This window comes from Nannocystis pusilla (genome assembly GCF_020073745.1).
In the GTDB taxonomy this organism is placed as follows: domain Bacteria; phylum Myxococcota_A; class Polyangia; order Nannocystales; family Nannocystaceae; genus Nannocystis; species Nannocystis radixulma.
Map to the genome: position 1 here is coordinate 40,053 of NZ_JAIRAU010000035.1, position 21,201 is coordinate 61,253.

Consider the following 21,201-nt stretch of genomic DNA (forward strand, 5'->3'; position numbering starts at 1 on the left):
GGTCGCCGGGTGTCGAGCTCGCCCCTGAAGCGCTCCCTGCTCCTGGCGTACGCCGCGGGCTCGATCGGCTCGGGGCTGTTCAGCACCGTGCCCGGCCTGTTGCTGCTGTTCTACCTCACCGACACGCTCGGCGTGGCCGCCGGGCTCGCCGGTCTGGCGATCCTCGTGCCGCGGCTGTGGGACATCGCCACCGACCCGCTGGTGGGCGCGTGGTCCGACCGCACGCGCTCGCGCTGGGGCCGGCGCCGCCCGTTCCTGCTGGCGGGCGCGCTGCTGCTGCCGCCGGGCTTCATCGCCCTGTTCTCGGCGCCGGTCGGCGAGCCGAGGCTCAGCTTCGCCTGGGTGCTCGTCGCCTACTGCTGGGCCACGGGCGCCTTCACCCTGTTCCAGATCCCCTACGCCTCGATGCCGGCGGAGATGACCGCCGACTACCACGAGCGCACGCGGGTCGTCGCCCATCGCATGGCCTTCCTGCCGATCGGCATCCTCGCCGGCGGCGCGCTGGCGCCGATGATCATCAAGGCCAACAGCGGCGGCGAGGCCGGGTATCAGGTCATGGCCGTCACGCTGGCGGTCATCACCGCCACGGCCATGCTCGTCGCGTTCTTCGGCACGCGGAGCGCCCCGCAGCACCCCGCGCCGGTCGAGTCCGCCGGCCTGCGCGAGCAGGTGCGCGTGGCCCTCGGGCACCGCTCCTACCGCAACCTGCTGGTCGGCTTCGCCGTGCAGAACATCGGCGTCGGCGCCATCCTGGCCGCGGTGCCGTACTTCTGCCGCTACACGCTGCACGGCGGCGAGGAGGCGGTGACCGTCCTGTTCGTCTCGCTGGTCGGCCCGGCGATCGTCGCCATGCCGCTGTGGCTGGCGGTGTCGCGCCGCTTCGGCAAGCGCGTCGGCTACATCGCCGCCGTGGTGGTGTTCGCCGCGTTCGCGCTCAGCCTGCTGGTGGCCGCGCCGGGCCGGCTCGGCCTGGTCGCGGCGCAGGTCGGGCTGCTCGGGGTCGGCTTCGCCGGCCTGCAGGTGTTCCCGTTCGCCATGCTGCCCGACCTCATCGACGACGACGCGGCCGCCACCGGCCAGCGCCGCGAGGGCGTCTTCACCGGGCTGTGGTTCGTCGGCGAGAAAGGCGGCCTGACCCTCGGAGCATGGCTCGTGAGCCAGGTCCTTTCGGCCACGGGGTTCGTCGAGCGGCGCGCCGGCGAGCTCGTGACCCAGCCCGAGGCGGCGCTCGTCGGCGTGATCGTGGCCACCGCGGTGGTCCCGGCGGCCTGCGCCCTTCTCAGTCTCCCCTTGCTGTTTCACCACGTCGAATCTGCCAGGAACCGAGCGACCTGACCATGAAGCTGCCCGAGACCGGATGGACCCGCGACCAGATCTTCACCGCCCTCGCCGAATTGCGTGCGGGTGATTTGCCCACCGAAGGCGGGAACGCCTTCGCCTACGTCTACGACTCGGGCGAGCGCGCGGCGAGCGAGCTCGCGGCCGAGGCGTACCGCATGTTCCTCGCCAGCAACGGCCTCGACCCCACCGCCTTCCCCAGCCTGCTGCGGCTCGAGAACGAGGTCGTCGGCTTCGCCATCGACCACCTCGGCGGCGGCTCCGAGGCGGCCGGCTCGTTCACCAGCGGCGGCACCGAGAGCCTGATGCTGGCGGTCAAGACCGCGCGAGAGTGGGCCCGCGAGCACCGGCCGGAGATCGCCGCGCCGGAGATGATCGTGCCGGCCACCGCCCACGCGGCGCTCCACAAGGCTTCGCATTACCTCGGGGTCAAGCTGGTCCCCACGGCGATCGACCCGGTCAGCTTCCGCGCCGACGTCTCCGCCGTCCGCGACGCGATCACCCCCAACACGATCCTCCTCACCGCCTCGGCCGCCAGCTACGCCCACGGCGTGGTCGACCCGATCACCGAGCTCGGCCAGCTCGCGCAGCAGCACGACGTGCTGTTCCACGTCGACGGCTGCATCGGCGGGTTCCTGCTGCCGTACTTCCGCCGCCTCGGCGCGCGCGTGCCGGCGTTCGACCTGTCGGTCCCCGGCGTCACCTCGGTGTCGATGGATCTGCACAAGTACGCCTACGCCCCCAAGGGCGCCTCGGTGATCGTCTACCGCGACAGGGCGCTGCGCCGGCACCAGATGTACGCCTGCGCCGGCTGGACCGGCTACACGGTGATCAACCCGACCGTCCAGAGCACCAAGTCGGGCGGGCCGCTGGCGGCCGCGTGGGCGCTGCTGCGGGCGGTCGGCGACCAGGGCTACCTCGACCTGGCCCGAAGGACACTCGAGGCCACGCGCGCGATCGTCGGGGCCCTGCGCGAGATCGACGGCCTGCGCGTGCTCGGCGAGCCGGAGATGAGCCTCGTCGCCTTCACGGGCGCCGAGCCGGGCTTCCCGCTGTTCGCCCTGTCCGACGCGATGAAGGCCCGCGGCTGGCTGGTCCAGCCGCAGTTCCACGGCTTCGGCTCGCCGGCCAACCTCCACCTCACGATCAGCGCGGCCCACCTCGCGGTGAAGGACCGCTTCCTCGCCGACCTGCGCGCCAGCGTCGCCGAGGTCCGCAGCGCCCCGCCCGACGAGGGCCTCGCCATGTTGCTGCAGGCCGCCGCCTCGCTGGACTTTTCGAACATGTCCCAGGAGGCATTCATGCAAGCGCTCGCGCTCGCCGGCGTCCAGGGCGGCCGCCTGCCCGAGCGCATGGCCACCATCAACGGCCTGCTCGACGCCCTGCCGCCGGCCGCCCGCGAGGCGGCGATCGTCGCGTTCGTCAACGACCTGTACACTCATGTTTCCGCGGGATCGAAGTAGATCCCACGCAGCCAGCGCGGGCCGGTGAAGCCGGTCCGCGCGTGCAGCGTGCGGTGGTTGTCGTAGACCAGCCAGTCGCCCGGCTGCAGCCCGACCAGCACGTGGTGCCGCGGGTCGCGGACCAGGCGGATGAAGCGGTCGTGCGCGCGGTAGAACTCGCTCAGCTGCGCGAACGGCAGGCGGTGCGGCGCGAGCGTGAAGTACGAGCAGCGGATCAGAAAGTCGGCGTCGCCGCGGCGGGCCACGATCGGCGACTCGACCACGCGGGCGAAGTTCTGCTGCTGGCGATCGAAGCGCACCGGCGTGGTCGCCAGCAGGTCGGCGGCGCGGGCGTCGTGGGCCTCGAGGTGGCGGAACGCCGCGCGCGCGTCGGCCAGCAGGTTGTCGCCGCCCTGGTCGGCCGCGCGGATGCACTGCAGCACCTGGTAGCGCGGCGGCCGGTCGAGGAACGGCTGGTCGGTGTGCAGGTGGATCGGCGCGTCGGTGTAGCCGAGCTGGTCGGTGTTCTGATTGGTCGTGTTGTCGGTGCGCAGGTCCTCGATGCGCCCGAAGTGGGTCGCCACCGCGCGCAGCCCGGCCGCCTCGAACGCGGTGACGATCGCCTCGGTCGCCGCCTCCGGCGGCGTCCTGTCCGAAGGGTCATGTCGCACGACCGCCGCGCCGCGCTCGCGCACCCGGGCCAGCGCCTGCGCGATCTGCCGGCCGAGCGGCACGTCGACGGCGGAGATCTCGAGCGCCGCGAGGTCCGACGTCGGCGGCGGCACGTCGACGCGGTCGCGCGCGTACGCGTGCGCGTCGAGCCACGCCAGCGGGTACAGGCTCTCGTGGCCGTCGGGCTCCCACACCACGAACAGCGCGTCGCCGGCGAGCGCCGCCGCCCGCGGGCGCACGTCGTCGGCCAGCTCCGACGAGCAGCGCGTCCGCTCGCGCGTGTGCGGGTGACGCTCGCGCTCGCAGTTGTGGCGCAGCCACCGGTAGTGAAAGTCCGCCGTGCGCCCGCCCGCCAGCGGCACGCGCAGCCAGTCGGCGTGGAGCTCGAGCCCGTCTCCGCGTGCTTCTGCCATGCTGAAGCCATCTTCAGCAAAATGAATAACGGCGTCAAGCCTCGAATTCGCGGCGCTGCGGGGCTTCAGCCCCACGGCGGGGCGAGGGGCAGCGTGCCCCTTCGGACCAGCGACGGCGCCGAGGTCGAGCGGTCGAGGCGGATCATGTAGACCCCGCGGTCGCTGCCGAGCCGGCCGGTGTCCGGCCGGTCGCACGCGTCGATCTCGATCGCCTCCGGATCGCCGGGCCCACCGAAGCCGTCCGTGCTCGGCACCTCGCAACCCATCACGCTGCCCTCGCCGTGACACACCGACCACGCGCCGAGCGGGTTGCCGTTGGGCGCCGCCTCGACGACGTCGGCGACCGGTCCCGCTTCGAATCCGCCGGCGCCGGTGGCGATGATCTCCGACACGCGCTCGCCGGTCGCCAGGTCGCAGCTCTCCATCGCCGCGTCGCCCCACGACAGCTCCGAGGCGTCGCGCATCACGTGCGTCCCGCTGGTCGCCAGCCGCTCACCCCAGCACATCGTCTCGACTCGATTCGCGCCGTCGACATCGACGAGCGTGACGAGGTTGGTGCCGATCACCAGCCGGTCGCCGACGGCGTCGACGAAGCTTGCCGTCGCGCTGGCGAAGGTCGCCAGCGGTTCCCCCGTCCACGCCAGCGTGGTCGCGGTCCCGCCCTCCACGCCCGCGACGAACGTGACGCCGACCGAGGTGATCGCCATCAGCTCCGTGGCGACGCCCTTCGCGATCGCCAGCGGCTCGCCGATCGGCCCGTCGGCGCCCGCGCGCACGACCTTCTGCGTCATGTCCGGCAGCAGCCCGAGCACGCCGGCCTCGCCCGTGACGCCGTTGACGTGGAACGCACCGATCTCCGCGAAGCCCGCGAGCGCGGTGAGGTCGAAGCTCGCCGTCGAGCCGTCGACCTCGATCCGCTGCAGCACGATCGCCTCGTCGCTCGTCGTCCCCACCACCCATGCGCGCTGCTGCTGCGTCAGGTCGAAGCCCCGGACCGCGACGATCGGCGCGAGCGACACGCTCCACTCGAGCTCCGGATCGACGGCCAGCGTGCACGCCTCGGTGCACGCGTCACACCCGGGGCTGGCGTCGTCGCAGGCCTCGCCGGGATCGACGACGCCGTCGCCGCAGTGACTCTCCGGCAGGTCGGGCGTGCCGCCGGACGTCGGCGCCGTGCTGCTCGCGTCACTGCTCGCGTCACTGCTCGTCTGCCCGCTGTCCGTGCCTTTCGCGGGCTCGGGGCTGCAGCCTCCGAGCAGCATCGCCATCACAAGCCAGGGATTACGCACCATCTCCGCAGACTATCACTCCGCGGAGTGATTCGCACGATGCGAGCCGGGGCTCAATCGTCCGCGTCCTCGTCCTCGACCGCGATCACCGAGCCGTCGTCGCCGTCGATCTCCACCTCCTTGCGCGGCTGCTGGCGGTCGGTGGGCTGGATCTCGACGCTGTAGATCCATCGGCCGTGCTCGCGCTCGAGCTCGGCGCTGATCACCGTCCCCGGCACCTGCTTCAGCGCCGCCGTGCGCGCCTCCTCGAGGCTGAGCTTCGGCTTCGCCGCCCGGTCGCGCGACGGGGCGGCGGCGGGCGCCGAGGTCGCGGCGTCGACGGAGTTGGGGGCAGACGCAGCCCGGCACGCGGTCGGCGCGAGCGACAGGAAGAGAGACATCAGAACGACGTGCATGCCCGCAGCATGCCGCTCGCCGCTCCTACGCGCCTGTTAAGCCTTCATGAAGGCCGGGGCGCGCTTGACCGCGCCGCCCCGCCCCGCAAAAGTGCCCCGCGTGGACCTCGACGAGCTCGTCCGGCCGATCCTCGACCTCCTGCGCGGCGCCGACGAGCGCCACGCGCGGATCGCCGACCTGGCCGGGCCCGACGTCCACGAAGCCGCCTTCGCCGGGCTCGGCGTGCCCCTGTCTCTCGGGCCAGGCGAGTCGCTCGACCTCGCCGCCTTGACGCGGGCCGTCGAGGCGACGATCGCCCGCTCGGTGCGCACGCTGCACCCGCGCTTCTTCAACCAGAACTTCGCCGGCGCCGACCCGATCGCCGTGATCGGCGACTTCCTCGGCGCCGCGCTCAACACCACCATGGCCACCTACGAGGCCGCGCCGGTGTTCACCCTGATGGAGCGGGCCGTGCTCGCGCGCCTGGCCGCGCTGGCCGGCTGGACCGCGCACGAGGGCCTGTTCGTGCCGGGCGGCTCGTTCTCCAACCTCTACGCCCTGCAGCTCGCGCGCCTGCGCGTCGACCCCGAGGCGCGCGAGCGCGGCCACGACGGCGCGCCGCTGGTCGCCTTCACCTCGACGCACGCCCACTATTCGCTGAAGAAAGCCGTCGTGCTGCTCGGCCTCGGGCGGCGCGCGCTGGTCGAGGTCGCCTGCGACGAGCGCGGCCGGATGCGCCCCGAGGCCCTCGCCGCGGCGGTCGACGCCAGCCTGGCGCGCGGCGAGCGGCCGTTCTTCGTCAACGCCACCGCCGGCACCACCGTGCTCGGCGGCTTCGACCCGTTGCCCGCGCTCGCCGACCTCGCCGAGCGCCACGGCCTGTGGCTGCACGTCGACGGCAGCTTCGGCGCCTCGGCGCTGTTCTCCGCCGCCCAGGCCCGCCGCATGGACGGCGTCGCCCGGGCCGACTCGCTGGCGTGGAACCTCCACAAGATGCTCGGCGTCACCCAGCAGTGCGCCGCCTTCCTGGTCCGAAAGACAGGTGCCCTGCGCGCCGCCTTCGCCGCCGGCGCGGACTATCTGTTCCAGCCCGACAAGCCGCACGCCGAGTACGACAGCGGCGACCTCACCTTCCAGTGCGCGCGCCGGGTCGACGCGCTCAAGGCCTGGCTGACCTGGAAGGCCCGCGGCGAGGCCGGCTTCGCCGCCCGCATCGACCACGCCGTCGCCCTCGCCGAGCACGCCGCCGCGCGGATCGCCGGCGACCCGCGGTTCGTGCTCGCCGCGCCGCCCTCGTGGGTCAACGTGTGCTTCTGGTGGATCCCCCCGGACCTGCGCCCGCTCGCCGCCCGCACCCCCGAGGTCGACGCCGCGCTCCACGCCCTCGCCCCGCGGATCAAGGCCGCCATGCTGCGCGGCGGCGCCGCCATGCTCGGCTTCCAGCCGATCGACGGCGGGCCCAATTGCTTCCGCCTGCTGTTCATCAACCCCGCCACGCGGCGCGAGGACATCGACGCGACCCTCGACATCCTCGACGCCTGCGGCCGCGAGGCGCTCGCCTGAGTGCACCATGAACCGTCCCTCCCGCTCGTGCTGCTTCGGCCTCGCGTTCGCCGTGGTCGCGGCGTGCCCCGAGTCATCGAAGCCCGGGCCGAGCCCCACACCCGCGGCGGCGGTTGAACCGGCCACACCGTCCTCCTCGCTCGCCCCCGTCGAACCCGTCCGCGCCGCTCCGCCTGCGCCCGTCGAACCCGACCCGTCGGCTCCCGTCCCGCCCGTGCCCGTCGAACCCGCGCCCGCGCCGGTTCGCCCCGAGCTCGCGCCCGAGTTGAATCCCGAGACGCTGGCTGCGCTCGTGAGCGCCGTCGACGGCGACATCCAGGCGCTGCTCCACCCCGAGCTCGGCGTCTGGCTGATCCACAACATGGCGGGTGCGGTGCCGTATCTCGTCCTGCGCGACGCCTGGCCGAAGCGAGAGCGCGGCTGGCAGCTCGAGTCGCAGTTCGACTCGGCCGCGATCCTCGCGGCGCTCGCCGATGCGCCGAACTGGACCAAGAATTATCGGCCTCCCGACCCCGCCAACTGCGATGACGGCTCGGCGCGGCTGAACATCGGCCCGAGCGACGCGCTCGACGAGGTGCTCGACATCCACATGGGCGGCCGCGAGACCCCGCTGGACGAACCAATGCCGCCACCGTGGCTGCTGCAGACGCCCGCGCAGCTGCGAGCGTCGGGCACGCGCCCGCTGTTCGTCCCGGCCCGCTGGGCCCGGCTGCAGCGCCTGCGGGCCGCCGCCAGCCACCACGTCGTCCTCGACGAGATGGACGCGGTCGTCGAGTTCGGGCGCGTCGACGGCCGCTGGTACCTGCTCGGCATCGACGGCCGGCACGACGCCTGCGGGTAACACGCTCCTCAGAACATGTCCTGTTCGACATGTCCTTGGCGACATTGCGCCAAGAACATGTCTTAAAGACGGAACAGGCGGACACCCATCACTCGACGACGACGTGGCGGTAGCTCAGCGTCGCGTCGACGATGTGGATGTCGAGCTGGCGCGCGGCCGCGTCGCCGGTGATCCACGCGGCCGCGCCGGCGAGCGGGAAGGCGTCGTCGCCGCGGGGCAGGTGGGCGTCGGAGAGCCACGCCGCGGGCACCAGCGCCTCGCCGCCGGCGTCGATCACCATCCCCCACGTCCCGGCGAACGCCGGCGCGGCGCCGTCCCAGCGCTCCCACAGCACCACGTACGTGTCGTCGCCGAGCGGCACGAGCTTGGGGCGCTCGGCGTGCGACTGGCCGCCGCTCTCCGTTTGATAGTGGGTGAGCCAGCGCAGCCGATTTTGCCGCGGCTGCCCGCCCGACGTCACGTCGAGCGTGTCCGGCAGCCCCGGGTCGAGGTGCATCCCGCTGTCTGCCGGCTCGCTCGCGAATTCTCGGCGCACGCGCACGACCGCCAGCTCGCGTGCGCCCGAGACCAGCGCGCCGGTGCCCGGCGTCGCCTCGGTGGCGAACAGCGCCAGGTAGCCGTAGGTCGGGTCGCCCGTGATCGGGGCGGCGTCGCCGAGGCGCGAGAAGGTGTTGTTGTTGCCGGTGTCGCCCTTGATCGCCAGCAAAGAGTACGCGCCGCTGTCGGGTTCGACGCGCGCGAAGCTGACGTCGCGGGGATAGGCGTCGCCGAGGTGGAGCTCGATGAAGCCGTCGCCGTCGTGGAAGAGCCGCTGATCGAAGGAGTGACTGACCCAGATCGACGAGGTGCGGGTGACGGCCCCGGACGTCGCGTCGAGGTGGGTGGTCACCGCCTTCTGGTGGCGCGCCATGATGTTCCAGTCGGTGTCGGTGTTGTTGCCGTGGACCAGGGCCAGCGCGCCGGCGCCCCAGGCCAGCCGCGCGGTCGCGGCGACCATGGGATTGACGATCGGCTCGGAGCCGGGATCGAGGGCCCCGCGCCCGAGGCCGACGTCGCTGTCGAATTGCACGGTGCCGTCCCAGGTCTGCTTGACCACGCGGACGACGTCGCCGCGATGCTCGCCGGGCTGCGGATCTTCGAGGGTGATGTCGTCGTCCTCGGCGCCGCTGGCGACGTAGAGCGCGCCCTCGGGGTCGCGCGCGAGCCCCATGATGCGATCGAGCAGCGGCGGCTCGAGCGCGGCGGTGATCACGTAGTCGTCCGCGTCGGGCTCGAGGTGCAGCAGAAAGGCGCGGCCGTTCGGCCCCTGGCTGTAGTCCTGGACCAGGAGGTCGATGGCGGCGCCCTGCGGCACGGCGACGATCTCGGGCGTCTTGCCGTACTGCGTCTCCCAGCTGTCGGGGCCGACGACGTCCTGCTGGTTGGTGTCGAACGGCACGAGCAGCTCGGCGATCGTCCCCACCGGCATCGGCGCCGGCTCGCCGGTCTCGCTCGTCTCGGCGGTCGTCGTCGGGGCCCCGGTCGCGGTGGTCTCGCTCGCGGTGGACTCGGTCCCGGCGGTGCTCCCCGGCTCGGTCACGCCGCCGGTGGTCGGGTTCGCGTCGGTCTCGCCCGTGGCCCCGCTCGTCGTCGCCTCGCTCGTGCCGGCCGACGGCGACACCGTCCCCGCGTCGTCGCTGCCGCCGACGCCACCGCACGCCGCCAGCCATGAGAATCCGAGAGCTGCCCACGTCCTTCGCCCCGCGCCGATCGACATGGGCTCGACGGTAGAGAATTCGCGCGGACGAAGTCGAGTACGAATGATTGCGGGCCCTCGACCCCATGCGCGGACACGAGAGCCACGAGCGAGCTCTCGACGTCGACCAGCGCTCGCGCGTGGTGAGCCCGCGTCGCATCGGCGACGACGAGGACCTCACGATCGCGACGGACTCCAGCGCCGAGGGCGCCGCGACTCGCCGCTCGAGATCGATCCGCGCCGGTGGACCGGCGCGCGCCACGGCGGGCGCGCTCTCACCACGACACCGGAGGCCGCCCGAGGCCGCCGTGGCGGACCGTCATCGCGGGACATGTTTTAAAAGACATATCACTCCAGTGCCGCGCTCGCCGCCGCGATCGCGACGTGCCGCGGAGCACGTCCGGCGCTCGCCACATTGACGCCTGCGGCGCCGATGCGAACGATGATTCTCGCCGCGCACTCGCAAAGCGTCACGCGTGGATCCCCCGGGAGCCGCGTGTGCCCGCGGGGAGCACAGCGTGACGCCGCTGCAAGGCTACGCCGCGGGCCCGTGAAGCCTGATAGAACTATGTCCTGATGGACGATGTCGGCGGCCGCCGAGCGTGTGGGCCAACGAACAATCCGACGCTGCGAACCGGCGCTATCGCAACGGACATGGAAGAACGGCAAAACCTCGAATCTGCCCCGCCGCGGACGCCGCTGTGGGCGCGGCTGTTCGCGCCGGTCGACATCGCCTCGCTGGTCTGCTTCCGCATCGCGTTCGGCGTGCTGATGATGGTCGAGGTCGGGCGCTACATCCCGCGGATCGGCCGCTACTACATCGACCCGGCGTTCAACTTCACCTACTACGGGTTCGAGTGGGTCAAGGCGCTGCCGGGCGACTGGATGTACGTGCACTTCGGCGTGCTCGGGCTGGCGGCGCTGTGCGTCACGATCGGCCTGTGTTACCGGCTCGCCGCCGCGGTGTTCTTCGCCGGCTTCAGCTACATGTTCCTGCTCGAGCAGGCGCGCTACCTCAACCACATCTACCTGCTGTGCCTGATCGCCTTCCTCATGATCTTCGTGCCGGCGCACCGGGCCTTCTCGGTCGACGCGTGGCTGCGGCCGAAGCTGCGCAGCCGCACCGTGCCGGCGTGGGCGCTGTGGCTGATCCGGCTGCAGATCGGGATCCCCTACTTTTACGGCGGGCTCGCCAAGATCAACCACGACTGGCTGCACGGCGAGCCGATGCGGATGTGGCTGGCCAAGCGCGCCGACGGCACCCTGCTCGGCCCGCTGATGACGGAGGAGTGGGTCGTCTACTTCTTCAGCTACGGCGGCCTGCTGTTCGACCTGCTGATCGTGCCGGCGATGCTGTGGCGGCGCACCCGCCCGTTCGCGTTCGTCGCCGCGCTCGGCTTCCACTTCATCAACGGCAACATCTTCAGCATCGGCATCTTCCCGTGGGTGATGGCCGCCGCGACGCTGATGTTCTTCCCGCCCGATTGGCCGCGGCGGCTCCGCGACCACACCGCTCGCGCGCTCGGCCTGGTCGTGGCCGAGCCGGCCGCCGCGGCCCCGCGCCCGCCGCCGCCGAGCCGGCCGACGCGCAAGCAGAAGTACCTGCTCGCCTTCCTCGCCGCCTACACCTCGTGGCAGCTGCTGTTCCCGCTGCGCCACTGGCTGTACCCCGGCGACGTCGCGTGGACCGAGGAGGGCCACAAGTTCTCGTGGCGCATGAAGCTGCGCGACAAGTCCGGCACCGCCGTCTTCTACGCCACCGACCCCGCCAGCGGCGAGACGTGGAAGGTCGACCTGAGATCTCGGGTCAAGCGCTGGCAGCTGTCCGAGATGACAGGTCGACCCGAGATGATCCTCGAACTCGCGCATCACATCGGCGCCCAGCTCGAGGCCGAGGGCACCCCCGACGTCGAGATCCGCGTCCACGCCTGGACCTCGGTCAACGGGCGCCCCAAGCAGCTCCTCATCGACCCCGAGGTCGACCTCATGAAGGTCGAACGCAGTCTCTTTCCGGCATCGTGGATACGGCCCGAAGCCCCGCTCGACCCCGCGGTCGCGGCGCGCCTTTCAGAGATGTAATGCACGGTTCATTGACCCGAAAACGACGTTACCGGTAATCGCTGGGGTACGCGGACGATCATCCCCGTCCGCGGTGCCCCACGATGCTCGGTTGGCTCATCCATCAATCGATCCAGCTCCGCCTGTTGATGCTGGGTCTCCTGCTCACACTCCTGGTGGGCGGCGGCCTGGCGGCCCGCAGCCTGCCGATCGACGCGCTCCCCGACATCTCGACGATCCAGGTCAGCGTGCTCACCGAGGCGCCGGGCCTGTCGGCGCCGGAGGTCGAGCGCAACGTGACGTTCCCGATGGAGAACGCGCTCAACGGCGTGCCCGGGCTCGAGGAGCTGCGCTCGGTCTCTCGCGCCGACCTCAGCGCGATCACGGTGGTGTTCCGCGACGGCACCGACCCGTGGTTCGCGCGCCAGCTGGTGTTCGAGCGCATGCTGCAGGCCCGCGGCGACCTGCCCGAGGGGCTGCCGACGCCGCAGCTGGCGCCGCTCAGCACCGGACTCGGGGAGATCTATCAGTTCGTGGTCCGCTCGCCGGTGCACTCGCGCAAGCAGCTGCGGACGCTGCTCGACTGGGAGATCGTGCCGCGCCTGCGCGGCGTGCCCGGCGTCATCGAGGTCAACACCCAGGGCGGCGAGCTCAAGCAGTACCAGGTGATCGTCCAGCCCGACCGGCTCGCCGCCTACGGCCTCACCCTGCGCGAGCTCAGCGAGACGCTCTCGTCCGCCAGCGCGATCGTGTCCGGCGGCTACATCGACCGCACCGCCGAGTCCTTCACCCTGCGCGCCGTCGGCACCTACACCGGCGTCGAGGACCTCGAGAGCGTCGTCCTCAAGGTCGCGCCCGACGGCACGCCGATCCTCGTCAAGCACGTCGCCAGCGTGCGCGACGGCGCAGCCCTGCGCCACGGCGTCGTCACTTACATGGGCGAGGACGAGGCGGTCGCCGGCATCATCATGATGCTGCTCGGCTCGAACAGCCGCGACGTCATCTACGCCGTCAAGGACCGGGTCGCCGAGGTCCAGTCCGAGCTGCCGGCCGGCGTCGTCATCGAGGCGGTGTACGACCGCGCCGAGTTCGTCGAGCGCACCCTGTCGACGGTGGTGAAGAACATCCTCGAGGGCGCCGCCGTGGTGTTCCTCGTGCTCATCGTCCTGCTCGGCAGCGTCCGCGGCGCGCTGGTGTGCGTGCTCGGCATCCCGGCCTCGATGTCGGTCGCGCTGTTCGGCATGCACTGGGCCGGCGTCGCCGGCGACCTCATGTCGCTCGGCGCGATCGACTTCGGCTTCCTCGTCGACGGCCCGATCGTCCTGCTCGAGGCGCTGATCGCCACCTTCGCCGGCCAGCAGCTGAGCACCCGCGAGCGCGCCCACGCCTACGCCGAATCGCTGGGGCGCGTGGTCCGCCCGGTCGCCTTCGCGGTGGCGATCATCATGCTGGTGTACATCCCGCTGCTCAGCCTCGAGGGCGTCGAGGGCCGGCTGTTCAAGCCGATGGCCACCACCATGGCGTTCGCCCTGTTCGGCGCGCTGGTCTACTCGGTGGTGTTCCTGCCGGCGCTGCTGGCCCTGTTCGTGCCGCCGGCCAAGCACGGCACCAGCGGCTGGCTGCGCGTCCTCACCCGCGCCTACGAGCGCGCGCTGCCGTGGGCGCTGATGATGCGCTGGCCGCTGCTCGCCGGGGCCGCCGCCGCGCTCGTGATCGCCGGCGGGATCTTCGCCGGCAAGGGCGCCGACTTCGTCCCGCGCATCGACGAGGGCGACATGGTCGTCAGCTTGCGGCGGCCGCCGTCGATCAACCTCGCCGAGGCCAAGCGCCTCGACCTCGAGGTCCAGAAGATCCTGCTGGCGTTCCCCGAGGTCGACGGCACGCTCGCGTTCACCGGCCGCGCCGAGGTCGCCATCGACCCCGCCGGCAAGGACAAGACCGACATCGTCGTCCCGCTGAAGCCGAAGGAGGAGTGGGTCACCGCCCACGACCTCGACGGCCTCAGCGTCGTGTTCAAGAACGCCATCGAGTCGCAGGTCCCGAGCACCTTCGTCTCGATCTCCCAGCCGATCGAGGACCGCAACAACGAGATCATCTCCGGCTCGCGCGCCGACATCCAGATCATGGTGCTGGGCCCCGACCTGCTCGAGCTCAAGAGGATCGCTGATTCGATCGCCGCCGCCGTCCGCCCGGTCGAGGGCACCGGCGACCTGCGCGTCGAGCAGGTGCTCGGCATGCCCGAGCTGACCGTCAAGCCCGACCGCACCCGCCTGGCCCGCTACGGCGTCGCCCTCGAGGACGCCCTGCTCGCGGTCGAGGCCGCCCGCGTCGGCCTGCCGATCGGCCTCGTCTACGAGGGCCAGCGCCGCTTCGACGCCCGCCTGCTGGTCCCGCCGCGCGAGCCCCGGCCCGAGGCGCTCGGCGACCTGTTCGTCGAGACCGTCGACGGCTCCCGCGTGCCGCTGTCGGAGGTCGCGCTGATCGAGGAGACCGAGGGCCCGGCGCAGATCCGCCGGCAGAACCGGGTCCGCGTCGTCCGCGTCGAGGTCAACCTGCGCGGCCGCGACCTCGTCTCGTGGGTGACCGACGCGATGGCCGCCGTCGAGCAGAACGTGCCGCTGACCCCGCCGTACAAGGTCACCTGGAGCGGCCAGTTCGAGAACTTCCAGCGCGCCGCCCAGCGCCTCGCGGTGGTCGTGCCGATCTGCCTGACCCTGATCTTCGGCATGCTGCTCTGGAACTTCCGCGACGTGCGCTACGCCGCCGCCGTGTTCGCGCTGGTCCCGTTCGCCCTGATCGGCGGCCTCGCCGGCCTCATCCTTCGGGACATGTCCTTCAGCATCCCCGCCGCCGTCGGCTTCATCGCCCTCGCCGGCGTCGCCGTGCTCAACGGCGTCGTCCTCGCCTCGGAGGTGCGGACGGCGCTCGACGAGGGCCACCCCTTCGACGAGGCCCTGCTCAAGGGCTCCTCGCACACGATGCGGGCCGTCCTCACCACCGGCGCGGTCGCGGCGCTGGGCTTCTTGCCGATGGCTCTCGCCACCGGCGCCGGCTCCGAAGTGCAGAGGCCGCTCGCGACCACGGTCGTGTTCGGCATCGGCGCCTCGACGATCCTCACCCTGTTCCTCTTGCCCGCGCTGCTGCGGCTGGTGCTCCGCCGCGAGCGCCGCGACAGCGAAAAGATGACGAACTCGTAATGTCGGAGTCCAAAAACGGCGTGTATGCTCCCAGGCCAATGAAGGCGCTGATCGTCGAGGACGACGTCAAGGTCGCGCTGTTCATCGCTCGCGTCCTCTCGGAGGAGGGCTGGGTCACCGACCAGTGCACGCACGGTCTCGACGCCGTGCGCCAGGCTCGCTCGGTCGAGTACGACGTCATCCTGCTCGACTGGATGCTGCCGGACATCGACGGCCTCGCGGTCTGCCGCGAGCTGCGGCGGGCCGGCTCGGTCGCGCCGATCATCATGTTGACCGCGCGCGGCGAGGTGTCGGAGCGCGTGCTCGGCCTCGAGGCCGGCGCCGACGACTACATGGTCAAGCCGTTCGAGATCGACGAGCTGCTGGCGCGCATCAGCGCGCTGCTGCGCCGGACCCAGGGCTTCGGCCGGCTGGTGGTCGGCGTCCTCGAGATCGACCGTCTGCGCCGCGTCGTCACCCTCGAGGGCAAGCCGGTCGACCTGACCGGCCGCGAGTACGCGCTGCTGCTCTGTCTGGCGAGCCAGGAGGGCCGCGTGGTCGCCCGCTCCGAGCTGCTGGCCCAGGTGTGGGCCACGCACTTCGACCCCGGCTCGAACCTCATCGACGTCCAGATCAGCCGCCTGCGCGACAAGCTCGGCGACCACGCGTGGATGATCGACACCGTGCGCGGCAAGGGCTACCGTCTCCGCCGCGACTCGCCATGAGCCTCCGCGTCCGCTACGTCGTCGCGACCTCGGCCATCACCCTCGTCACTCTCGGCGCCGCCTCGATCGCGGTCACCCTCGCCGTCAACGCCAGCCAGGAGCACCAGCTCGACCTCGCCCTCGTCCGCGAGGCCCGCGAGGAGGCCGCCGAGGCCGACAAGCTCGGCGGCGACGAGCTCGCCATCTCCAACCGCCCCGGCCCGTTCGCCGCCGACATCGGCCCGCTCACCAAGTACGCCGTCATCTACGGCCCCGGCGAGCGCCTCATCGCCCAGACTCCCTCGTGGCAGCGCGACCCGCCGCCGCTGACCGAGCTGCCGCCGGCCGACGGCAATTGCTTCAACCTGTGGTCGGCCCACGAGCACCTGCGCGCCGTCCACGTCGCCCTGCCGTCGCACGCGGGCACCTCGTTGCTGCTCGCCGCCCCGCGCACCGACCTCGACGGCGACGCCCGCTTCCTCACGCGCACCATGGCCACCGGCTTCGCCGTCGCCCTCGTGTGGACCGTGCTCGTCGCCCTCGCCGTCGTCCACCGCCTCACCCGCGACCACCGCACGATCGCCGAGGTCGCCCGCCGCGTCGCCGCCGGCGACCTCGACGCGCGCATCGACCTCCGCCACGGCGACCGCGAGATCGTCCAGCTCGCCCGCGACATCGACGCGATGATCGAGCGCCTCGGCCTCCTGCTCGGCCTGCAGAAGCGCTTCGTCGCCAACGCCGCCCACGAGCTGCGCTCGCCGCTGACGACCCTCTACGGCGAGCTCTCGCACGCGCTCCGCCGCTCGCGCGACGCCAGCGAGTACGAGCGGGCCATCCGCGAGGCGCTCGAGAGCACCTCGCGCCTGCGCCGCCTCACGGAGGACCTGCTCGCCGTGGCCCGCATGGGCGCCATCGGCGACGAGCCCGGCGAGCCCGGCGACATCGTCGAGCTCGGGCGCGAGGCGATCGCGCTCGTCCGCCACGAGAGCGACGCCAAGGGCATCACCATCGAGTGGGACGGCCCCGGCGCGCGCGTCGCCGGCCGCGCCGGCGACCTCGTGCGGCTGATCCGCAACCTGCTCGAGAACGCCGTCCGCCACACGCCCCCCGGCGGCGTCGTCCGCGTCCACAGCCGCCCCGGCCCCACCCACGTCGAGCTGAGCGTGCGCGACGAGGGCCCCGGCGTCCCGCCCGGTGAGCGCGAGCAGATCTTCGAGGCCTTCTTCCGCGGCACCCGCGAGCGCGGCGCCAACGACGGCGGCACCGGCCTCGGCCTCACCATCGCCCGCGAGATCGCCCACGCCTACGGCGGCCAGGTCGTCGTCGCCGCCGAAGAGGGCCCCGGCGCGGTGTTCTCGGTCACCCTCCAGCGCGCGCCCCAGGACATGTCCTGATGAGCATGCCCTGAAGGGCATGTCCGCAAGAGCATGCCCGTTCGGACATGCCCTCGCGGTCACGCGCGCCGAGCCGCCGCGACCGCCTGTCGGCCCGCGCGAGCGGAGCGACGAGTCCGTCGCTCGTGAGCGCCTCATGCGCCGCGGACCCGCAGCAGCCGCGCGAACCCGTGGGCCAGCACGATCGCCGCGAACTTCAGGTTGCGCAGGAACAGCCGCGGCCACGAGATCGCCAGCGGCCCCTCGTCGCTGCGGGCAGGGCTCTGGCCGAAGCAGCGCGCCAGGCGTTCGCCCAGCTCCGTGATCCACGCGACCGAGCGCGGCGCCTCCTGCATCCCGCTCAACCATGTCGGAGGGATCGCCGGCGTCCCCCCGGCCGCCCCCGCCAGCCCGCCGACGATCGCCGCCACCGTGTCCGTATCGCCGCCGAGGCGCACCGCCAGCTCGACCGCCGCGCCGACGTCCCGCGGCGCGCTCGCCCAGCAATAGAGCGCCACCGGCACGGTGTGGTGCACGTAGCCCGACACCCCTTTCACCTGTCCCAAAGCGCAGGCGAACGCCTCCGCCGGGTCCCCGCGCTGCAGGTGCGCCTGAGCCAGCGCCAGCGCCTTCGCCAGCTCCGCGTCGTCGGTCGAGCGCGCCAGCTCCGCGAGCAGCGCCGCCGGGTCGCCGGCCCCGCCGCGATACACGATCGCCGCCGCCGCGCGCGCGATCGCCAGCGCGCCCGCCAGCGCCCGTGGGTCGGTGTGGGTCATCCGCGTCGAGCGGATCACGAACGCCTCGAGGCGCACCGGGTCCGCGCCCACGCACGCGCCGAGGATCGCCGCGCGCATGGCCGGTCCGTTGCCGGCCGAGTCGACCCCGCTGCGCTCCGGCGACCACCCCAGCCACAGCCGCACCAGCGCCCGCAGCGTGCCCCAGCCGACGCTCACCGGCATCCCGAGCAGCCAGCCGCGCAGCCGCCAGGCCAGCGAGCGGGCGAACGCCCGCGAGTCGCCCGGCGCGGCCAGCAGCGCCTGCCCGGTCATGCACGCGTGCTCGGTGTCGTCGCTGATCATCCCGCGCGCCCCGATCAGCGCGTGCTGCAGCGGCGCCGCCCCGAGCGCCGCGGCGATGCGCCCGCGCGACAGCCCCTCCCACGGCAGCCCGATCGCGTCTCCCACCGCGCCCCCGAGCAGGCAGCCGACGATCGCGTCTCTCAACTCCATGTGCACCTCCGGAGCGCCTCACAGCAATTCACGGGCCAGCCCCTCGCGCGCTCGACCGGCGACATTCCGTCGCCGCGCCTCGCGGGCCTGCGCGGTGCGGTGACAACGTGTCGCCGCCACGCGCGGATCGCCGTCGCCTGCTCTCACCCGGCCTCCGGCCTCGCACCGCGATCGTCCGGCCGGCGCGCCGCGTTTGGCCCGCTGACATTTCGTCCGGCCCGACGCCTGACAGTTCGTCCGCGTCGCTCGCCGCTGCGTGCAACCTTGTCGCCGCGCGCCACGACCTCCGCCTCGTCTCGGCCCCGAGCTCGCTCCTCACGCGTGTTCATCGCACCGCCGCCGCGATCACCCTGCGATCCTCCGCGTGACCGTCGTCGCGCCCGCGCCCGCGCGGCAGCCCGGGCCCCCGTGTTAGAACGCCAGGCGCGTGCAGGTCGAGCGCACCCGTCACGGACCCTTCGAGCGGCTCTCGTTCGCCTTCGACACCCCGACCGGGCGCAGCCAGCACTCCGTCTACCGCCTCGGCGACACCTTGATCGACGCCGGCGGCACCGTCGCCAGCGCGGAGCTGCTGGCCGTCCTGCGCGAGCGCCCGCCGCGGCGGATCATCTGCACCCACCAGCACGAGGATCACGTCGGCAACATCGCCGCCATCCGCCGCGCCTTCGGCGACCTGCCCGTGTTCGTCCCGCGCGAGCACCTCCCGATCATCACCACCACCGAGCGGATCCCCGACTACCGCGCGCTGTTCTGGGGTCACCCCGAGCCGAGCGGCCCCGTCGAGCCCTACGACCCCGGAGCTGTCTTCGAGGACAGCCGGGTCGCCCTCGAGGCCGTCCTCACGCCGGGGCACACGCCGCATCACATCACCTTCGTCGCCCGCGACGGCGGCGTCGCCTATGCCCTCACCGCCGACCTCTACACCTCGCGCCCGCTCGAGGGCTGGTTCGAGTCCGCCGCCGACGACATGGTCGCCTCGCTGCGCCGCGTCGCCGCCCGCGACCCTGGGCTGGTGGTCCTGCCGACGCACGGCCGGGTCAAGCCCGACGGCGCACGTGTCCTTTCGGACATGGCCGACTGGATCGACCGCGAGGCCGAGCGCGTCCGCGTCGAGGCCGAGCGCCGCGGCACCCGCGACCCTCGCACGCTCGCCGCGGCGCTCTACGCCGACCTCGGCCCCGACCTCGCCGACCTCGGCTCGGGCGGCGAGATCTCGCGCGCCGGCTTCGTCCGCTCGATCCTCGCGCCCAACCGCAGCCTGCCCGTCGACGCGCCCTGATCGCGGAGGACCCTCGGCGGTCATCGCGATTCGCGGCCTCGACGTCCTCGATCCGCCTTGCGCTCGCGCTCGAGGTGGTCGACCTCCGCCCTCTCACCGACCATGCCCGACGTCTTCCGCGAGCATCATTCGCGGACGCGATGATCGATCGACCGCCCCTCGCGCGTGCCGCCAATGAAACACGTTGCAACCACGCGTCACTCGCGGTCGAGCCGGCGCTGCCGTGAATCATCCCATGTGTCTGTCGCTCCCACGCGCGCGCCAGTGCGATCTCGAGCGAGCGCGGGGCAACCGCCGTTCGACCGCCGTTCAATTCCTTGCGCCCGTCGCCGCGATTCGTGGGACCCTGGGGCCCCTCTCCCCCGATGACGTCGCAGGACCTCCGAAACGAGCCCGATTCTGTATTCGTCGCCCTGCAGGGCGCTCTGGCGCAGGTGTTCGCAGGCCTCGCCCGGGCTCGCAGCGAGGTCGAACACCTCGAGGCATGCGCTCCGTGCCTGCGCGCCCTGAACGTCCGCCACGCCGAGCTGCTCGGCGTCGACGGCTCGGCGCACGAGCAGCTGGCCGCGTGGCGCTCCGAGGACGCCGCCGGCCCGGCCTCGGCGGCGGCGCTCGACCTGTCCGAAGGGACATGGCGTCAGGGCGCCGTCTATCTCGGGCGGCACGCGATCGTGCCGCTGCGCTGCGACGCCGACGAGCTGGTGTTCGGCGCGCTCCGCCTCGAATTCGCCGACGCGACCGAGCTCTCCGCGGGCCAGCGGGAGGCGCTCACGGTGGTCGCCGACGGGCTCGCGGCCTTCCTCACCGCGCGCCGCGTCGTGCTGCGCCAGCGCGAGGCGCTGCGCAACGCCGACCGCCAGCAGGCGACGCTGGAGGCCGTGATCGATTGCCTGCCGATCGGGATCTTCCTCGCCGAGGCCGGGACCGGCACGCCGACGCTCGTCAACCGCGTCGGCGTCGAGCTGCTCGGCCGCGGGGTCGACCCCAACGCCCGCCAGGAGACCTACTCCGAGGACTACCAGTGCGTCCGCCTCGACAGCGACGAGCTGCTGCCGAACGACGAGCTGCCGCTGGTCCGCACGCTCATCACCGGCGAGCGGCACACCAAGATGTTCGGGATCCTCCACCCCGACGGCAAGCGCGTCACCATCGAGGTCACCGCCGCGCCGATCCGCGACCGCCAGGGCACCATGTTCGCCGCCGTCGCCGTCATCATCGACTTCACCGAGCGCAACCGCCTGGAGGCCGAGCGCGCGGAGTACCGCGACGAGCTGATCAAGGCCCAGGCCCAGGCGCTGGCCGAGCGCTCGACCCCGCTGATCCCGCTGAGCGACGAGATCGTCGCCATGCCGCTCGTCGGCACGCTCGACCGCGAGCGCGCCGACCAGGTCGTCGAGACGCTGCTGACCGGCTGCGCCGCCCGCAAGGCCCGGGTGGCCATCCTCGACGTCACCGGCGTCCCGCACGCCGACACCGCCGTCGCCGCCTCATTGCTGCGGGCCGCCGCCGCCGTGCGCCTGCTCGGCGTCGAGCCGGTCCTCACCGGCATCCGCCCCGACGTCGCCCGCGCCCTCGTCGGCCTCGACGTCGACCTCAAGAGCCTCGTCACGCTCTCGACCCTGCAGGACGCGATCCTCTACGCCACCCGCACCGCGCGCCGCTGAGCGCGAGGCGACATGTCCTCGGGGACATCATAAGACGTGTCCTCCGAGAC

Annotated in this window: 15 protein-coding genes; 10 read left to right on the forward strand and 5 right to left on the reverse strand. The window is 72.5% G+C overall.

The window, feature by feature from the left end:
• The first annotated feature begins 9 nt into the window (after positions 1 to 9).
• Positions 10 to 1,335 carry an MFS transporter gene (locus K7C98_RS26055; RefSeq protein WP_224194479.1) on the forward strand — a complete coding sequence of 442 codons (1,326 nt, stop codon included), beginning with the start codon at positions 10 to 12 and terminating at the stop codon, positions 1,333 to 1,335.
• 2 nt (positions 1,336 to 1,337) lie between these two features.
• Positions 1,338 to 2,801 carry a pyridoxal phosphate-dependent decarboxylase family protein gene (locus K7C98_RS26060; protein WP_224194480.1) on the forward strand — a complete coding sequence of 488 codons (1,464 nt, stop codon included), beginning with the start codon at positions 1,338 to 1,340 and terminating at the stop codon, positions 2,799 to 2,801.
• On the opposite strand, the gene K7C98_RS26065 is transcribed toward K7C98_RS26060, so the two are convergent.
• From K7C98_RS26065 to K7C98_RS26075, 3 genes are all read right to left on the reverse strand, one after another.
• Positions 2,777 to 3,865, reverse strand: a complete 1,089-nt coding sequence (locus K7C98_RS26065; protein WP_224194481.1) for a TauD/TfdA family dioxygenase — start codon at positions 3,863 to 3,865, stop codon at positions 2,777 to 2,779. The two genes, K7C98_RS26060 and K7C98_RS26065, sit on opposite strands and share 25 nt — an antisense overlap.
• Positions 3,866 to 3,930: 65 nt before the next feature.
• Positions 3,931 to 5,157 carry a hypothetical protein gene (locus K7C98_RS26070; RefSeq protein ID WP_224194482.1) on the reverse strand — a complete coding sequence of 409 codons (1,227 nt, stop codon included), beginning with the start codon at positions 5,155 to 5,157 and terminating at the stop codon, positions 3,931 to 3,933.
• A gap of 50 nt (positions 5,158 to 5,207) precedes the next feature.
• Positions 5,208 to 5,549: a PepSY domain-containing protein gene (locus tag K7C98_RS26075; protein WP_224194483.1), complete on the reverse strand. Its 342-nt coding sequence runs from the start codon at positions 5,547 to 5,549 to the stop codon at positions 5,208 to 5,210.
• Between the two features lie 100 nt (positions 5,550 to 5,649).
• Between K7C98_RS26075 and K7C98_RS26080 the strand changes: the two genes are divergently transcribed.
• Positions 5,650 to 7,092 carry a pyridoxal phosphate-dependent decarboxylase family protein gene (locus K7C98_RS26080; protein WP_224194484.1) on the forward strand — a complete coding sequence of 481 codons (1,443 nt, stop codon included), beginning with the start codon at positions 5,650 to 5,652 and terminating at the stop codon, positions 7,090 to 7,092.
• Positions 7,093 to 7,306: 214 nt separating this feature from the next.
• A complete protein-coding gene (locus K7C98_RS26085; RefSeq protein WP_224194485.1) occupies positions 7,307 to 7,933 on the forward strand; it encodes a hypothetical protein in 627 nt (208 codons plus the stop codon).
• An 88-nt stretch (positions 7,934 to 8,021) separates the two neighbouring features.
• Here the strand turns inward: K7C98_RS26085 and K7C98_RS26090 are convergent, their stop codons facing one another.
• Positions 8,022 to 9,689: a hypothetical protein gene (locus K7C98_RS26090; protein WP_224194486.1), complete on the reverse strand. Its 1,668-nt coding sequence runs from the start codon at positions 9,687 to 9,689 to the stop codon at positions 8,022 to 8,024.
• Positions 9,690 to 10,322: 633 nt separating this feature from the next.
• Between K7C98_RS26090 and K7C98_RS26095 the strand changes: the two genes are divergently transcribed.
• The 4 genes from K7C98_RS26095 to K7C98_RS26110 all read left to right on the forward strand — a co-directional run bounded on the left by K7C98_RS26095 (position 10,323) and on the right by K7C98_RS26110 (position 17,000).
• Complete coding sequence (locus tag K7C98_RS26095) at positions 10,323 to 11,747, forward strand: HTTM domain-containing protein (protein WP_224194487.1); 1,425 nt, start codon at positions 10,323 to 10,325, stop codon at positions 11,745 to 11,747.
• An 83-nt stretch (positions 11,748 to 11,830) separates the two neighbouring features.
• On the forward strand, positions 11,831 to 14,923 hold the full coding sequence (locus K7C98_RS26100; RefSeq protein ID WP_224194488.1) for an efflux RND transporter permease subunit: 3,093 nt from the start codon (positions 11,831 to 11,833) through the stop codon (positions 14,921 to 14,923).
• Positions 14,924 to 14,961: 38 nt separating this feature from the next.
• Positions 14,962 to 15,627, forward strand: coding sequence for a response regulator transcription factor (locus K7C98_RS26105; protein WP_224194489.1), 666 nt, complete (start codon positions 14,962 to 14,964; stop codon positions 15,625 to 15,627).
• A complete protein-coding gene (locus tag K7C98_RS26110; RefSeq protein WP_224194490.1) occupies positions 15,624 to 17,000 on the forward strand; it encodes a sensor histidine kinase in 1,377 nt (458 codons plus the stop codon). Before K7C98_RS26105 ends, K7C98_RS26110 begins: the two co-directional genes overlap by 4 nt.
• A 134-nt stretch (positions 17,001 to 17,134) precedes the next feature.
• On the opposite strand, the gene K7C98_RS26115 is transcribed toward K7C98_RS26110, so the two are convergent.
• Entirely contained in the window at positions 17,135 to 18,208 is a 1,074-nt protein-coding gene (locus K7C98_RS26115) for an ADP-ribosylglycohydrolase family protein (RefSeq protein WP_224194491.1), read from the reverse strand.
• Between the two features lie 427 nt (positions 18,209 to 18,635).
• Here K7C98_RS26115 and K7C98_RS26120 point away from each other — a divergent pair, with 427 nt between their 5' ends.
• Both K7C98_RS26120 and K7C98_RS26125 read left to right on the forward strand, forming a co-directional pair.
• Positions 18,636 to 19,487, forward strand: a complete 852-nt coding sequence (locus K7C98_RS26120; RefSeq protein ID WP_224194492.1) for an MBL fold metallo-hydrolase — start codon at positions 18,636 to 18,638, stop codon at positions 19,485 to 19,487.
• Between the two features lie 365 nt (positions 19,488 to 19,852).
• The gene (locus K7C98_RS26125; protein ID WP_224194493.1) at positions 19,853 to 21,151 is read left to right on the forward strand and encodes an STAS domain-containing protein; all 1,299 of its coding nucleotides are present in this window, start codon (positions 19,853 to 19,855) and stop codon (positions 21,149 to 21,151) included.
• Positions 21,152 to 21,201: the final 50 nt, after the last annotated feature.

Coding starts and splice junctions, on each gene's coding strand:
- K7C98_RS26060 (WP_224194480.1), top strand. CDS start 1,338: ATGAAGCTGCCCGAGACCGGATGGACCCGCGACCAGATCTTCACCGCC.
- K7C98_RS26065 (WP_224194481.1), bottom strand. CDS start 3,865: ATGGCAGAAGCACGCGGAGACGGGCTCGAGCTCCACGCCGACTGGCTG.
- K7C98_RS26070 (WP_224194482.1), bottom strand. CDS start 5,157: ATGGTGCGTAATCCCTGGCTTGTGATGGCGATGCTGCTCGGAGGCTGC.
- K7C98_RS26075 (WP_224194483.1), bottom strand. CDS start 5,549: ATGCACGTCGTTCTGATGTCTCTCTTCCTGTCGCTCGCGCCGACCGCG.
- K7C98_RS26090 (WP_224194486.1), bottom strand. CDS start 9,689: ATGTCGATCGGCGCGGGGCGAAGGACGTGGGCAGCTCTCGGATTCTCA.
- K7C98_RS26095 (WP_224194487.1), top strand. CDS start 10,323: ATGGAAGAACGGCAAAACCTCGAATCTGCCCCGCCGCGGACGCCGCTG.
- K7C98_RS26100 (WP_224194488.1), top strand. CDS start 11,831: ATGCTCGGTTGGCTCATCCATCAATCGATCCAGCTCCGCCTGTTGATG.
- K7C98_RS26105 (WP_224194489.1), top strand. CDS start 14,962: ATGAAGGCGCTGATCGTCGAGGACGACGTCAAGGTCGCGCTGTTCATC.
- K7C98_RS26110 (WP_224194490.1), top strand. CDS start 15,624: ATGAGCCTCCGCGTCCGCTACGTCGTCGCGACCTCGGCCATCACCCTC.
- K7C98_RS26115 (WP_224194491.1), bottom strand. CDS start 18,208: ATGGAGTTGAGAGACGCGATCGTCGGCTGCCTGCTCGGGGGCGCGGTG.
- K7C98_RS26125 (WP_224194493.1), top strand. CDS start 19,853: ATGACGTCGCAGGACCTCCGAAACGAGCCCGATTCTGTATTCGTCGCC.